The sequence below is a fragment of the Azospirillum terrae genome, from assembly GCF_053470425.1.
The window spans coordinates 891,305-906,542 of sequence record NZ_JBPXMR010000001.1; the positions used below are offsets into that span (position 1 = coordinate 891,305).

At 69.5% G+C, this 15,238-nt stretch carries 12 protein-coding genes; 8 read left to right on the forward strand and 4 right to left on the reverse strand.

Features of this window, described 5'->3' with window-relative positions:
• Window positions 1-56: 56 nt before the first annotated feature.
• Genes ACSVDD_RS04225 through ACSVDD_RS04235 form a run of 3 tightly spaced genes read right to left on the reverse strand, consistent with a single transcriptional unit; the run spans window position 57 to window position 7,475 of the window.
• Window positions 57-3,143 (reverse strand): multidrug efflux RND transporter permease subunit, encoded by a 3,087-nt coding sequence (locus ACSVDD_RS04225; protein WP_448188032.1) that lies wholly within the window; start codon window positions 3,141-3,143, stop codon window positions 57-59.
• 4 nt (window positions 3,144-3,147) lie between these two features.
• A complete protein-coding gene (locus ACSVDD_RS04230; protein WP_448188033.1) occupies window positions 3,148-6,264 on the reverse strand; it encodes a multidrug efflux RND transporter permease subunit in 3,117 nt (1,038 codons plus the stop codon).
• Window positions 6,261-7,475, reverse strand: a complete 1,215-nt coding sequence (locus ACSVDD_RS04235; RefSeq protein WP_448188034.1) for an efflux RND transporter periplasmic adaptor subunit — start codon at window positions 7,473-7,475, stop codon at window positions 6,261-6,263. Before ACSVDD_RS04235 ends, ACSVDD_RS04230 begins: the two co-directional genes overlap by 4 nt.
• A gap of 326 nt (window positions 7,476-7,801) precedes the next feature.
• On the opposite strand from ACSVDD_RS04235, the gene ACSVDD_RS04240 reads away from it, so the two are divergent.
• The 8 genes from ACSVDD_RS04240 (at window position 7,802) to ACSVDD_RS04275 (ending at window position 14,245) form a co-directional block, all read left to right on the forward strand.
• Window positions 7,802-8,491: a 2OG-Fe(II) oxygenase gene (locus ACSVDD_RS04240; RefSeq protein WP_448188035.1), complete on the forward strand. Its 690-nt coding sequence runs from the start codon at window positions 7,802-7,804 to the stop codon at window positions 8,489-8,491.
• A gap of 28 nt (window positions 8,492-8,519) precedes the next feature.
• Complete coding sequence (locus ACSVDD_RS04245; protein WP_448188036.1) at window positions 8,520-9,197, forward strand: 2OG-Fe(II) oxygenase family protein; 678 nt, start codon at window positions 8,520-8,522, stop codon at window positions 9,195-9,197.
• A 21-nt stretch (window positions 9,198-9,218) separates the two neighbouring features.
• Complete coding sequence (locus tag ACSVDD_RS04250; RefSeq protein ID WP_448188509.1) at window positions 9,219-10,376, forward strand: Rid family hydrolase; 1,158 nt, start codon at window positions 9,219-9,221, stop codon at window positions 10,374-10,376.
• 218 nt (window positions 10,377-10,594) lie between these two features.
• Window positions 10,595-10,768, forward strand: coding sequence for a hypothetical protein (locus ACSVDD_RS04255; protein ID WP_448188037.1), 174 nt, complete (start codon window positions 10,595-10,597; stop codon window positions 10,766-10,768).
• A gap of 57 nt (window positions 10,769-10,825) precedes the next feature.
• Entirely contained in the window at window positions 10,826-11,140 is a 315-nt protein-coding gene (locus ACSVDD_RS04260) for a hypothetical protein (protein WP_448188038.1), read from the forward strand.
• Between the two features lie 38 nt (window positions 11,141-11,178).
• Window positions 11,179-12,066, forward strand: coding sequence for a LysR family transcriptional regulator (locus tag ACSVDD_RS04265; protein ID WP_448188039.1), 888 nt, complete (start codon window positions 11,179-11,181; stop codon window positions 12,064-12,066).
• Window positions 12,067-12,161: 95 nt separating this feature from the next.
• Window positions 12,162-13,265, forward strand: a complete 1,104-nt coding sequence (locus ACSVDD_RS04270) for an NAD(P)H-dependent flavin oxidoreductase (RefSeq protein WP_448188040.1) — start codon at window positions 12,162-12,164, stop codon at window positions 13,263-13,265.
• A 323-nt stretch (window positions 13,266-13,588) separates the two neighbouring features.
• Window positions 13,589-14,245 carry a hypothetical protein gene (locus ACSVDD_RS04275; RefSeq protein WP_448188041.1) on the forward strand — a complete coding sequence of 219 codons (657 nt, stop codon included), beginning with the start codon at window positions 13,589-13,591 and terminating at the stop codon, window positions 14,243-14,245.
• A gap of 149 nt (window positions 14,246-14,394) precedes the next feature.
• On the opposite strand, the gene ACSVDD_RS04280 is transcribed toward ACSVDD_RS04275, so the two are convergent.
• A complete protein-coding gene (locus ACSVDD_RS04280; protein ID WP_448188042.1) occupies window positions 14,395-15,207 on the reverse strand; it encodes a universal stress protein in 813 nt (270 codons plus the stop codon).
• Window positions 15,208-15,238: the final 31 nt, after the last annotated feature.

The following is a 15,238-nucleotide window of genomic DNA, read 5'->3' on the forward strand; positions in this document are numbered from 1 at the left end:
GCCAGAACCCCGCATATCCCCCTCGCAACGCGTTCAGCATCCCGACCATAGGCGCCTCACTCCGCCGGCACCAGCGGGCGCCGCGCGCCGCGGCGCTGCGCCAGCCGTTCCAGCGCCAGATAGACCACCGGCGTGGTGTACAGCGTCAGGATCTGCGACACGATCAGCCCGCCCATGATGGCGATGCCCAGCGGCCGGCGCAGTTCGCCGCCCGTGCCGGAATCGAACGCCAGCGGCAGGGCGCCCAGCAACGCCGCGAAGGTCGTCATCATGATCGGGCGGAAGCGCACCAGCGCCGCCTCGCGGATCGCCTGGAGGGGGGGCAAGCCGCGCTCGCGCTCGGCGTCGAGCGCGAAGTCGATCATCATGATGGCGTTCTTCTTGACGATGCCGATTAGCAGCACGATGCCGATCATCGCCACGATGGACAGGTCCTGCCCCGCGAAGATCAGCGCCAGCAATGCCCCCAGCCCGGCCGAGGGCAGTGTGGACAGGATGGTCAGCGGGTGGATCATGCTCTCGTACAGCACGCCCAGCACGATGTAGATGGTGATCAGCGCCGCACCGATGAGCAGCGGCTGCGTGGACAGCGAATCACGGAACGCCTGGGCCGAGCCGGCAAAGCCGCCGCGCACGGAGGGCGGCATGCCGATGTCCTCGGCCGCCTTGCGCACGGCGATGGTCGCCTCGCCCAGCGAGACGCCGGGTGCGAGATTGAACGACAGGTTCGCCACCGGGAACTGCCCCTGGTGCTGCACGGACAGCGGGGCGGACAGCGTCTGGAAACTGGCAACCGCGCTCAGCGGCACCAAGCGACCGTCGCGCGCCTTGACGAAGGCCTTCTTCAGCCCCTCCGGGCCGGTCTGGTCGGCGGGGTCCACCTCCAGCACCACGTGGTGCTGGTTCTGCGCGGCGTACATGGTCGAGACCTGACGCTGCCCGAAGGCGTCGTAGAGCGTGGCGTCCACGTCCTGCAAGGCCACGCCCAGACGGGACGCGGCGTCGCGGTCGATGGTCACCATGGATTGCAGGCCGCCGTTCTGCTGGTCGTTGCTGACGTCGCGCAGCTCCGGCAGCGTGCGCAGCTTGTCCACCAGACGCGGCGCCCAGGCGTTCAGCTCGGCCAGATTGGTGTCCTGCAAGGCGTAGAGATATTGCGCCCGGCCGGTGCGGCCGCCGATGCGGATGTCCTGCACCGGCTGAAGGAACAGCTGCACGCCCTGGATTTTCTGTGTGCGCCCGCGCAGCCGGTTGATGACGGCATCGATGGACTCGCGCTCGGCGCGGGGCTTCAGGGTGACGAACAGGCGGCCGGTGCTGCCGGACATGCCGCCGCCGATGAAGGAGCCGACGCCCTCCACCGCCGGGTCCTCGGCCACCGCGTCCTGGATGGCGCGCTGGCGCGACAGCATCGCCTGGAACGAGATGTCCGGCGGCGCGTCGGTGGTGCCGAACAGCAGGCCGGTGTCCTGCTGCGGAAAGAAGCCCTTGGGCACCTGCATGTACAGCCAGACGCTGGCCGCGACGGTGGCGAGGGTCACCAGCAGCATCACCGCCCGGTGCCCCAGCACCCAGTCGAGCCCCCACCCGTACACCCGGTGCACCGCGTCGAAGCCGCGTTCCAGTCCACGCGACAGGCGGCCGGGCGGGCGGTGCTGGGACTCGGCGCGCAGCAGGGTGGCGCACATCATCGGCGTCAGCGTCAGCGACACGAAGGCCGACACCGCGACGGCGACCGACAGCACCACCGCGAACTCGCGGAAATAGCGGCCGATGATGCCGCCCATGAACAGGATGGGGATGAACACCGCGACCAGCGACAGGCTGATGGAAACCACGGTGAAGGCGACCTGCCGCGCCCCTTTCACGGCGGCGTCGAGCGGCCGCATGCCGGCCTCGATATGGCGGACCACGTTCTCGATGACGACGATGGCGTCGTCCACCACGAAGCCCACGGAAATGGTCAGCGCCATCAGCGACAGGTTGTCGAGGCTGTAGCCGCACGCCCACATGGCGGCGAAGGTGCCGGCCAGCGACAGCGGCACGGCAATCGTGGGGATCAGGGTCGCCCACAGCCGGCGCAGGAACAGGAACATCACCATGACCACCAGCGCCACCGTGACCGCCAGGGTGAACTGCACGTCGCGGATGGAGGCGCGGATGGTCGGCGTGCGGTCGGTGCGCACCGAGACGTTGACGCCGGGCGGAAGCCAGCGCTCCAGCGTCGGCAGCTCGGCGTAGATGCGGTCCACCGTCTCGACCACGTTGACGCCGGTCTGCTTCTGCACCTGCACCAGCACCGCGCGCTTGCCGTTGTACCACGCGGCGAGGCGGCTGTTCTCGGTAGCGTCGATCACCGAGGCGACGGCGCCCAGCCGCACCACGGCGCCGTCGCGCTCGGCGACGATCAGGCGGCGGTAGGCTTCGGCGCCGAACAGCTGGTCGTCGGCGCCGATGGCCCAACTCTCGTTCTCGCCGTCGAAGCTGCCCTTGGGGGCGTTGGCGTTGGCCTGGGAGATGGAGTTGCGCACATCTTCCAGGCTGAGGCCCATGGAGGCCAGCGCCGCGGCGTTGGCGCGCACGCGCACGGCGGTCTTCTCGCCGCCGCTGATGCTGACCTGGCTGACCCCTTCGACTTGGCTGAGACGCTGGCCGATGACCGTGTCGGCGAGGTTGAACACGTCGCCCGACGTCATGGTGTCGGAGGTCACCGCCAGCACCAGCACCGGCGCGTCGGCCGGGTTGACCCGGCGCAGCCGCGGCGGGTTCGGCAGATCCTTGGGCAGGTCGCCGCCGGCCGCGTTGATCGCCGCCTGCACGTCGCGCGACGCCGCCTCGATGTCGCGCCCCAGGTCGAACTGGATGACGATGGAGGTCGAGCCGAGGTTGCTGCTGGAGGTGATCTCCGTCACGTCGGCGATGCGCGCGAGGCGGCGTTCCAGCGGTGTGGCGACCGACGACGCCATGGTCTCCGGGCTGGCGCCGGGCAGCGAGGCGGAGACGACGATGGTCGGGAACTCCACCTGCGGCAGCGCCGCCACCGGCAGGAACCGGTAGGCGACGATCCCCAGCAGCAGCACGCCCACCATCAGCAGCGACGTGCCGACCGGGCGGTGGATGAACGGTGTAGAGAGCCCGGCCATGGCGCTACTCCGCTGGCTTCTGCGAAGCGCCGGGCACGTCCGCCGGACGTGCGCGCCCGCCCTTCAGCCACGCGCCCAGCCGGTCCATGTACAGGTAGACCACCGGCGTGGTGTAGAGCGTCAGGATCTGGCTGACCAGCAGGCCGCCGACGATGGCGATGCCCAGCGGCCGGCGCAGTTCCGAGCCCGTCCCGTTCTCCAGCGCCAGCGGCAGGGCGCCGAGCAACGCCGCGAACGTCGTCATCATGATCGGCCGGAAACGCAGCAGCGACGCCTCGTAGATCGAGCGTTCGGGCGTCATGCCGTGCTCGCGCTCGGCCTCCAGCGCGAAGTCGATCATCATGATGGCGTTCTTCTTGACGATGCCGATCAGCAGCACGATGCCGACCAGCGCGATCAGCGACAGGTCGTGCCCGGTCGCCATCAGAGCCAAGAGCGCCCCGATGCCCGCCGAGGGCAGCGTCGAGAGGATGGTAACGGGGTGGATCGTGCTCTCATAGAGGATGCCCAACACGATGTAGACGGCGACCACCGCCGCGAGGATCAGCCAGGGCTGGTTGGCGAGCGAGGAGCGGAACTCGGCCGCCGTGCCGGTGAAGGTGGCGGTCACGGTGTCGGGCATGCCGATCTCGGCCTGGGCGTCCTGGATCGCCTGCACGGCAACGCCCAGCGAGGCGCCGGGCGCCACGTTGAAGGACAGCGTCACCGAGGGGAACTGCCCCTGGTGGGTGATGGCGAGCGGCGATGTCGTGCGCTCGACGCTGACCAGCGCGTTCAGCGGCACGGCTTGGCCGGTGGTGGACTTCACGTAGATCTTCGACAGCGAGTCCGGGTCCATCTGGAAGCCGGGCTCCACCTCCAGGATCACGCGGTACTGGTTGGTCTGCGTGTAGATGGTGGAAACCTGCCGCTGGCCGAAGGCGTCGTACAGCGTGTCGTCGATGGCCTGCGGCAGCACGTGCAGCCGCGCCGCCGCGTCGCGGTCGATGCGCAGGAACACCTGCAAGCCGTCCGGCTGCTGGTCGCCGGCCACGTCGGTCAGCTCCGGCCGGGCGCGCAGGGCGGCGAGCAGGCGCGGCGCCCACAGCGCCATCTCCTGCGGGTCGGCGTCCTGGAGGACGTACTGGAACTGCGTGCGGCTGACGCGGGCGTCGATCTGCACGTCCTGCACCGACTGCATGAACAGCGACACGCCCTGCACGCCGGCCACAGCATCGCGCAGGCGGGCGATGATCTCTTCCGACGAGGCGGTGCGCTCGGCCTTGGGCTTGAGCGCGATGGTCAGGCGGCCGGTGTTGTTGGTGGCGTTCACCGTGCCGGCGCCGACGAAGCTCGCCACCGCGGTCACGTCCGGGTCGCGGCGTACGATCTCGGCGACGGCGCGCTGGCGCTCGCCCATCGCCTGGAACGAGACGGACGGGGCGGCATCGGTGACGCCGATGATGACGCCGGTGTCCTGCTGCGGCAGGAAGCCCTTGGGCACCACGTCGTAGAGATACAGCGTGCCGACCAGCGTCAGGACGGCGACCAGCAGAGTCACCGGCTGGTGGCGCAGCACGACGCGCAAGGACGCCGCGTAACCGTCGCGCAGCGCGTCGAAACAGCGTTCGCTCCAGCGGAACAGGCGGTTTTCCTCGCCGGTCTGGCGCTTCAGCAGACGCCCGCACATCATCGGCGTCAGCGTCAGCGACACCACCGCCGAGACCACCACGGCGATGGACAGCGTCATGGCGAACTCGCGGAACAGCCGGCCGACCACGCCGCCCATGAACAGCAGCGGGATGAACACGGCGATCAGCGACACGGTCAGCGACACCACGGTGAAGCCGATCTGCCGGGCGCCCTTCAGCGCGGCTTCGAGCGGCGGATCGCCCTCCTCGACGTAGCGGACGATGTTCTCGATCATCACGATGGCGTCGTCCACCACGAAACCCGACGCGATGGTCAGCGCCATCAGCGACAGATTGTCGAGGCTGAAGCCGCACAGCGCCATGATGCCGAAGGTGCCGATCAGCGACAGCGGCAGCGCCACGGACGGGATCAGCGTCGCCCACGCCTTGCGCAGGAACAGGAAGATCACCATCACAACCAGCGCCCCGGTCAGCACCAGGGTGAACTGCACGTCGCGCACCGAGGCGCGGATGGTGTCGGTGCGGTCGGTCAGCACCGAGACCTTGATCTGCGGCGGGATGCCGGCCTGGAGCTGCGGCAGCAGCGCCTTGATGCGGTCCACCGTCTCGATGATGTTGGCGCCGGGCTGGCGCTGGATGTTGAGCAGCACCGCGGGCGAGCCGTCGTGCCACGCGGCCAGCCGCGTGTTCTCCACCGAATCCACCACCGCGCCGACGTCCGACAGCCGCACCGGTGCGCCGTTGCGGTAGGCGACGATGATCGGCCGGTACGACGCGGCCGACGCCATCTGGTCGTTGGCGGCGATGGCGAAGGACTGCCTTGGGCCGTCGAAGCTGCCCTTGGGCGCGTTGACGTTGGCCTGGGTGATGGTGGTTCGCACGTCCTCCATGGTCAGGCCGAGGCCGGCAACGGTGGCCGGGTTGATCTGCACGCGCACCGCCGGGCGCAACCCGCCCTCGATGCCGACGTAGCCGACGCCGTCCACCTGACTGAGCTTCTGCGCCAGCAGCGTGTCGGCGGCGTCCGACACCACCTCCAGCGGCAGACTGGCGGAGCTGAGCGCCAGCACCATGACCGGCGTGTCGGCCGGGTTGACCTTGCTGTAGGTCGGCGGGTTCGGCAGGCCCTTGGGCAGGCTGCCGGCGGCGGCGCTGATCGACGACTGCACGTCCTGCGCGGCGGCGTCGATGTTGCGCGCAAGGCTGAACTGCAAGGCGATGGTCGAGACGCCGAAGGAACTGGTGGAGATCATCGACGACAGCCCGGCGATCTGCCCGAGCTGGCGCTCCAGCGGCGCGGTGACCGACGAGGCGATGACGTCCGGGCTGGCGCCCGGCAACTGGGTGGTCACCTGCACCGTCGGGAAATCCACGGTGGGCAGCGACGACACCGGCAGCATCCGGTAGCCGAGCGCACCCAGCAGCAGCACCGCCACCATCAGCAGCGACGTGGCGACCGGACGCCGGATGAAGGGTTCCGAAATGTTCATTGCGGCTTCGCCCGGTCCCGCTTCCGCTCACCGCGAGGGGCGTCGGCAGCCGGCGGGCTGCCGGCGGCGGGCGCCGCCTCCGAGGCGTTGACGCGCGCGCCGGGCTGCAGGCGGTACTGGCCGTCCACCACCACGCGCTCGCCGGGCTTCAGCCCCTCGTCGATCAGCGCCTTGCCGTCCTCGCTGCGGGCGACCTTGATGGGGCGCTGCTCGACGGTCTGGTCCTCCCTGACGACGTAGGCGTAGGTGCCCTGCGGCCCGCGCTGCACCACCGAGGCCGGCGCCACGGTGCCGTCCTTGCGGACCGAAGCCAGCAGGCGGACGTTGACGAACTGGCCGGGCCAGAGCTTTTGCGGGTCGTTGGGGAAGGTCGCCTTGAGGCGCACCGTGGCGGTGCCGGGGTCGATCTGGTTGTCGACGACGCTGAGCGTCCCCTCCCCCAGCGGCGCCTTGCCGTTGCGGTCGAGCGCCACCACGCGCACCGCACCGGCCGCCTGGGCCTCCAGCACCGCCGGCAGGGTCTGCTCGGGCAGGGTGAACAGCACGGCGATGGGCTGCACCTGGGTGATGGTGGCCAGTCCGTTCTGGTCGGACGCCCGCACGATGTTGCCCTGGTCCACCCCGCGGATGCCGATCCGCCCGCCGATGGGGGCGGTGATGGTGGTGTAGTTGAGCTGCACCTTCACCGTGTCGATGGCCGCGTCGTCGGCGCGCACCTGCGCCTCCAGCTGCGCCACCTGGGCGCGCCCGGTGTCCACCGCCTGCTTCGAGGCGTATTCGCGTAAGCCCAGGTTGCGCTCCAGGTCGCGGCGGGCGTTGGCAAGCTGCGCCTCGTCCTGCGCCTTCTTGGCCTCGGCCTGGGCGAGCTGCGCCTGGAGCGGACGCGGATCAACGCGCGCCAGCACGTCGCCGGCCTTGACGGTCTGCCCCTCGGTGAAGGCGATCTGCTGCAACTCGCCGTCCACGCGGACGCGCACGACGACGCTGTTGAACGCCTGCACGGTGCCGATGCCGTCCAGCCAGATCGGCACGTCCTCGCGCCCGACCGTCCCGGCCACCACCGGCACCGGGCCGCCGCCGGGCCGCCGTCCGCCAGCGGGTTGGGCGGTCTGTTGCTGGGCAAGAAGCTGCTGCTGCACGGCGACACCCAGAGCGGCAAGCCCGAGGGCAACGGTAAGGCCGGCGACGGCCGGTTTCCAACGGATGGTCATGTCTGTGCGCGGCTGCCGGTGGGGTTGATGACACCCCTTTATACGCGCCGTCCGCGCCGATCCGTCGCCAGCCGCCGCACAAATTTCAAACCGGATCGGTTATCAATATAGAGAATGATATTCCAAGGAATGACACACGCCAGAACAGAGGATAGTGCCTTTAGAACGGTTCCAATTGCTTGATTTTTGTCATCTCTCTAGACCATCGAGAAGCATTGCTGAATTTTGTTCACTTCGATCCCTTTTCACCTTTCCCTTACGCCATCCTTCTGTATTCTCTATCCGCCTTTTGCCACGCACATAATCTTCATTGGAGGGGACGGCGCATGTCGGACAAGGATCTTCCGCTCTCGATGCTCGACGAGAGCGCCATCGTCGCCGCCGATCTGCGCCGCGATCCCTACGACTACGCCTTTGTGGATCAGGCCATCGGCCTGCATCACAAGGAGGCGGTGCTGGCCGACGCGCCAAGCATCCCGCACCGCGGCAGCTACGGCCTGCCCAGCCTGCGCTATGGCGAAAAGTTCGGCGCGGTCATCAACGACCTGCTCAGCCCGCGCTTCGAGAGACTGATCGAGAACAAGTTCGACATGGACCTCAGCAGCCGGCACCGCTGCATCGTCATGATGGGCGCCACCACCGGCCACTACAACGAGGGCTACGCCCACCCCGATTCCAAGCATAAGATCGTCACCGTGCTGCTGGGCTTCAGCCGGGAATGGCCGTACGAGCGCGGCCGGTTGCGGGTGCTGCGCAGCGCCGACCGCGAGGACTGCGCCTTCGAGTTCGCGCCGGAATTCGGCAAGATGCTGATGTTCCGCGTCTGCGATCACTCCTGGCACGGCTTCCTGCCGCAGAAGGGCCAGCGCGCCAGCCTCCAGCTGTGCTGGGTCGATTCCGAATCCTACGTGCGCAAGGAATACTGGCGCCACAGCCTCAGCGCCTTCGCCAAGTCGATCCCGCCGCTGCGCAAGATCATCGAACTGGCGCCGCGCAAGCTGCGCTCCAACGCCTGATCCTCCTCCCGCGAACAGGAGCGCTGCCATGACCCTCCCGAGTCTCCCCGACGCCGCCAAGGTCGCCCGCCATTTCCGCCGGGCGCTGCTCGACTCGCAGCGCCACGAGACGCCGTACCTGCACTGGAACCTGCAGGACGTGCTGCCCGAAGCGGTGTGCCTGAACATCATCAGCCTGCCGATCATGCCGCTGCTGATCGACGATTGCGGCGGGGTGCGCGACCGCGACAACGGCAAGCGCAGCTTCTTCACCCCCGACCTCCAGGCGAGCTTCCCGGTGTGCGCTCTGCTCGCCGAGGCGCTTCAGCGCCCTGATGTGGCGCGCCTCGCCGGTGAGACCTGCGGCTTCCAGGCCGAGGGCAGCCATCTGCGCATCGAGTACATCCAGGACATCGACGGCGCGTGGCTGGAGCCGCACCACGACGTGCCCGAGAAGCTGTGCTCGATGGTCGTCTATCTGTGCACCGGGCCGAATACCGCCGACTGGGGCACGGACATCTACGACGCTGACCGGCGCTGGGTCGGGCGCTCCTCGGCCGAGTTCAATTCGGCGGCGATCTTCATTCCCGGCGAGAACACCTGGCACGGCTTCGAGAAGCGCAAGATCGTCGGCATCCGCCGCCTGCTGGAAATCAACTACGTCCACCCGAGCTGGCGCGACAAGAACCAGCTCTGCTTCCCCGACCGTCCGGTCTCGATCCGCTAATCAGGAGCGTTCGACGTGCACATGGCCACCGCTGGCATCGCCGCCCGGAGCTTTCGCCGCGCCAACGCCGCGACGGAGCATTACATCACCGTCGAGGCGCCCGCCGACCTCTCCTTCGACGAGCAGCTCCGCACCCTGGAACGCCGCTACGCCGAGGCGCAGCGGGCGCTGGGTCTCGACCCGGAGACGGCGGTGTTCCGGCGGGTCTTCGCCAGCGACATCCTGAACCAGATCGGCGCGATCCAGGCGAGCCCGCTGACCCACGATGCGCCCGACAGCCCGGTCGCGGTGTCCATCGTGCAGCAGCAGCCCCTGCCCGGCGCCAAGGTGGCGTTGCTCGCCTACCACGTCGAGAGCCCCGACACGGTCACCAAGCGCCGGCTGTCGCGGAACCACGTGCTGGTCGAAAAGAACGGCCTCGGCCATCTGTGGAGCACGCGGCTGTGCGCCGGCAGCCGCGATCCCGAGGTCTCGGCCCAGGCGCAGACGCGCGGCGTCTTCGACGCGCTGACCGGGACGCTGACGGCCCAGGGCGGCACTCTGCGCGACCACTGCGTGCGGACCTGGATCTACGTCAAGGACGTGGACGTCTTCTACCACGGCATGGTCAAGAGCCGCACCGAACTGTTCGAGCAACACGGCTTGACCGCCGACACCCACTACATCGCCAGCACCGGCATCGAGGGGGCGTGCGCGCACCAGTTCGACGTGGTGGCGATGGACGCCTATTCGGTGCTCGGCATGGCGCCGGAGCAGATGTCGTTCCTCAACGACCTCGACTACATGTGCGCCACCAAGGACTACAACGTCACGTTCGAGCGCGGCACGCGGATCGGCTACGCCGACCGGGCGCACCATTTCATCTCCGGCACGGCGAGCATCGACAAGGTTGGCGCCGTGGTGCACCCCGGCGACGTGATCGCCCAGCTCGACCGCGCGCTGGAGAACGTCGACGCCATCCTGCGGCCGGGTGCGGCGACGCTGGCGGACATGACCCACCTGCTGGTCTACCTGCGCGACCCGACCGACCACCCGCGCGTCGAGGCCCATCTGGCCGAGCGCCTGCCGGACGTGCCGGCTCTGCTCGTGCACGGCGCCGTCTGCCGGCCGGAATGGCTGATCGAGATCGAAGGCATCGCCATCTCGGCGAACGACGCGCCGACGCTGCCGCGGTTCTAGAAACAAAAAAGGGCCGCCTTCGCCCGGTGAAGGGCAGCGGCGGCCAGTTTGTTTGTGCCAAAACACTAGAGTGACACCCGCCATACTCGGTGAGTGACAGCCACCATCCTCGGCAGGCAATCGAGGGCCGGCAACGCGGCAAATGCACACAGGGCTATGCAGCGGGGGTGCCGCGAGACAGGCGGAGGCCTGTGGTGTTCTCAGGGAAGGAGGACGCCATGACCGACCCGAAAACCACCGACCCGCGCGAAACGCCCCCGGCCGAAGCGCCCGAGGACGAGCAGGACCGGAAGCGCCCCGACCAGATTGGCATCATTCCGGGCAAGATCCCCGGCCACCCGACCGATCCGCACGACCCGCGCTTCCCGGTGAACCAGCCGGACCTTGCCTGAAGCGATCCGCACCGGCCCTCCAGGCGTTTTCCGTGAGGGAATCGAAGGGAGAGCACGATGGACACCATAAGCGACGCCCGGCGGCAGGCCGGCCTGGAGATCCAGGCGCTGGCCCAGGAGTTCGAGGCCGGCGACGAAGCCGCCTTCCGCCGCACGCGCATCCTGTGCTGGGTGGTGCTGGGAATCGTCACGCTGGTGGTGCTGGTCCTGATGATCGCCGGGGCCGACTGGCGGTATCTGGTGACCTCCTGGGTCGCCATCGTGGCGCTGACATGGTTCGGCTACGCCGTCTCCAGCAGCCGCCAGCGCCAGCAGACCGCCCGTCTGCGGGCACTCGCCGTGCGCTGGCTGGGCGACGAACCGCCGGTGTAGTATCCTGCCCGTGAACCGAAGGCGGCCGGAGGGCGGGCATGGACGCGGGCGATCTCAGGGTGTTCGAGGCGGTGGCGCGGCTGGGCGGCATGAACCGCGCGGCGGCCGCGCTGAACACCGTGCAATCCAACGTCACCGCCCGCATCCGCACGCTGGAAGAGGAGTTGGGCGTGCCGCTCTTCCACCGGCACAGCCGCGGCGTTGCGCTGACCGACGCCGGATGCCGGCTGCTGCCCTACGCGGAGCGGGTGGCGCTGCTGCTCGACGATGCGCGCCGAGCGGTGAAGGACGACGGCACTCCCAGGGGGGCGCTGACGCTGGGTGCGCTGGAGACGACGACGGCGCTGCGGCTGCCGCCGGTGCTGGCCTCCTACGCGGCGGCCCATCCGGATGTGGACCTCGTGCTGCGCACCGGCACCACGGCCGAACTGATCGCCGACGTGCTGGAGCACCGCCTGGAAGGCGCCTTCGTTTGCGGCCCGGTGGACCACCCCGACCTGGAGGAGGAGGCCGTCTTCCACGAGGAGATGGTGGTGGTAACCGCGCGGGCGGTGCGTTCGCTGGACGAACTGGCGCGCAAGAGCGAGCTGAAAATCGTCGTGTTCCGCGCCGGCTGTTCCTACCGCCACCGGCTGGAGGCGATCCTCGCCAGGCGCGGCATCGTGTCCTTGCGCCTGCTGGAGTTCGGCACGCTGGACAGCATCCTTGCCTGCGTCGGCGCCGGCATCGGCATCACCATGCTGCCGCGCGCCGTGGCGGCGCGGGCCGTGCGGGATGGTCTGGTGGCCGTGCACGACCTGCCGCCGGCCGAAGCCGACGTGGAGACGGTGTTCATCCGCCGCCGCGACGCCTTCCTGTCCAGCGCGCTCGGCGCCTTCCTGCGCCACGCCCGGCCACGGGTGCTGCACGCCGACGCGGCGGAGTGATCGCCGAAACCGATAGCTTCTATCAAGGAAAAGCGTTTTTCGCGCTCGCGGCGCCGCCGTACTCTCGCGCTTCGACCAAAGCGGAGGAGTGAAGCATGCCGTTCCAGACCATCCTGACACAGCGCCTGGGCCTGACCCACCCGATCATCCAGGCGCCGATGGCCGGCGGCGGCGACACGCCGGCGCTGGTGGCGGCCGTCAGCGAGGCCGGCGGGCTCGGCTCGATGGGGGTCGCCTATTTGACCGGGGCGCAGATCGCCGAGGCCGCGCAGGCGGTCCGCGCGACGACCGGCCGGCCGTTCGGCGTCAACCTCTTCGCCCCGACGCCGGCCCCTGCCGCGGCCGATCCCGCCCCGGCGCTGGACCGGGTGGCGCCGTACTACGCCGAACTGGGCCTGCCCGCACCCACTGCTCCGACGCTGGCCGCCCCGACGCTGCCCACCGATGGGTTCGCCGGGCAGGTGGCGGCCTGCCTGGACAGCGGAGCCGCGGTGTTCAGCTTCACCTTCGGCATTCCGTCGGCCGACGTGGTGCGGGCGATCAAGGCACGCGGCATGCTGTTCGTCGGCACCGCGACCACGGTGGACGAGGCGGTGGCTCTGGAGCAGGCCGGCGCCGACGCCGTGGTGGCGCAGGGCAGCGAGGCCGGCGGGCACCGGGGCACCTTCGCGAACGACTTCGGCGCGGGAATGGTGGGCACGCTGGCACTGGTGCCGCAGGTGGCGGATGCCGTGCGCATTCCGGTGATCGCATCGGGAGGCATCATGGACGGGCGGGGAATCGCCGCGGTGCTGACGCTGGGGGCGGCGGCGGCGCAGATGGGAACGGCGTTCCTCACCTGCGACGAGGCGGGCGTGACCGAGGCCTATAAGCAGGCGATCCTCGCCGCCCGCGACCATGAGACCCGCGTGACGCGGGCCTTCTCCGGCCGCCCGGCGCGCGGCATCGCCAACCGCTTCATGGACGAGGTGGACGCGGCGCCCGAGGCGATCCTGCCCTTCCCGTTGCAGAACGCGCTGACCCGCCCGATGCGGACGGCCGCCGGCAAGCAGGGCCGGGCGGAGTTCCTGTCGCTGTGGGCCGGCCAGGGCGTGCGCCTGGCCCGGCGGCAGGAGGCGGCGGCGCTGATGGAAAAGCTGGTGGAGGAGACGGAGGCGGCGGTGCGCCGCACCGCCTCGGTCATCGGCCATTCGGGGTAAGGCTACGCCGTCAGCGTGTTTGACTCGTCCCTGTGACCGGCGCATCGTTTGTCCGGTGGACGCGACTGGAAACGGCACGTACCACGTAGGTGTCCCGCCAAGGCGGGCTCCTGGTGCGCAGACGCACAGCCGGCGGCTACGTCTTGCGCGAGACCCCAGCGATGGGGAATACCGCCGGAAGCCTCCGCTTGCGGAGACCGAAAAGGCTGGACGCAAGTCCGGCCTTTTCGCTTTTTCGCCCCATTTTGCTTTGGGCCCCTTTTCGCTTTGGGAGTGAGGCTGCGCTGCGCTAGCGTCCGCCGCGCGTTTCGGGAGACAGCATTTTGGACAACGATTTCAGCTTCGCGGAGATCATGCTCCGCCGCGGCACCGACCTTCTGCAAGGCAACGAGGACGGCCAGCCGGCGACCACGGTCGACTTCATGGCGCGCCTGCTGGCGACCGTCGCGGTGACCGAGGGGCCGCTGATCGTCCACACCGAAGGCGGCGGCAACCCGGACCTGTTCGAGGAAGCGGCGCGCATCTCCAGCGGCCCGCTGCCCGGCAAGGCCGCCACCCTGGCCGGCGCCCGGCAGTCCGAGCGCGGCGTGGTGTTCGAGTTCGACGGCGTCGGCCGCCTGTCTGGCAGCCGCGTGGTCGCCGCCGTGCTGCGGCCGGAGGATCGCGACGATCTGCTGGAAGCCTATGTGGCGGTCGGCCGGCTGCGCGGCGAGACGCTGGAGATGACGGTGGCGCCGGCCTCGGTCCGGCTGGACGCGGGGGCGCTGGGGCAGACGCTGGCGCTGGTGGGAGCGGCCACAGGGCTGAGCGCCAACGCCATCGGCGCCGCCATGGCGCACGCGTCGGGCACGTACGCCATGGCCGGCTACGACACCGAGGAGGTGCCGGCCGCCATGATGGATCTGTGCTGGCACGCCTTCTGCCTGACCTCCGTCCGCGGCCGCCGCAGTGGCGACGGGCGGCCGACGACGGTGCATTGACCCATAACCCCCTCTCCCTCGACGGGAGAGGGGTTGGGGAGAGGGTGGCGCCGGCGCAGCCGGCCAGGAACTTATCTTCCGCCCTGCCGGGCGTAATTCCCCCTCTCCCCAACCCCTCTCCCGCAAGGGGAGAGGGGCTTATTCCCCCCTCAATGCGACAGCAGCGCCGGCAGCGTCATCGTCCGCAGGATGTGCCGCGTGTTGGAGCCGCGGTACAGCATGGGGAAGCCGTACTGGCCGTGGCCGCCCATCACCAGCAGGTCGGAATCGGTCTCGTAGCAGCGGTTGAGCACGGCGTCGGCGAAGGCGATCTCGCTGAGCGGCAGGCGCTCGAACGTCGCCTGAATGCCGTGCGCCTCCAGGTGCGCGACGATGTCCACCTGCGGCACCTTGCCGGCGTCGGGCGGCACCGCACCGGCGTGCACGGCGAGGATCGTCACCGCTTCCGAACCCTGCATCAGCGGGATGGCGTCGTTCACCGCCCGCGCCGCCTCGCGGCTGCCGTTCCAGGCGATCAGCGTCTTGCGGCCCGGCGCGCCATAGCGGCCGATGTGCGGGAACACCAGCACCGGCCGGCCGGAGTTCAGCAGCACCTGCTCCACCAGATCCTCCGGCACTACGGACGCCGCCGGGTCGTGCTGGCCGAGGATCGCCAGATCGGCGTAGCGCGCGCAGATCACCGTCTGCGTCACCACGTTGGTGTGCTCGCCGTGTTCGACCTGCCACCATTCCCCCTGCACGCCGGCGGCCTTGGTGGCCTCCTCGAACCGGGCCTGGGTGTCGGCCATCGACTTCAGCAGATGGTCGCTGGCGCGCCGGGCGACGAGGCTCGGGCCTGACGTCTCCTTCTGGGCGAACAGCCCGGTCAGCTTGGCCTGGAAGCGCTTCGCCAGCGCCACCGCGAAATCGAGCCGTGCCGTCGAGCGCTCGCTGGCGTCCACGTGCACGAGAAGATGCTTCATGCTCATCCCTGTCCCCTTCCCCTGGATTCGT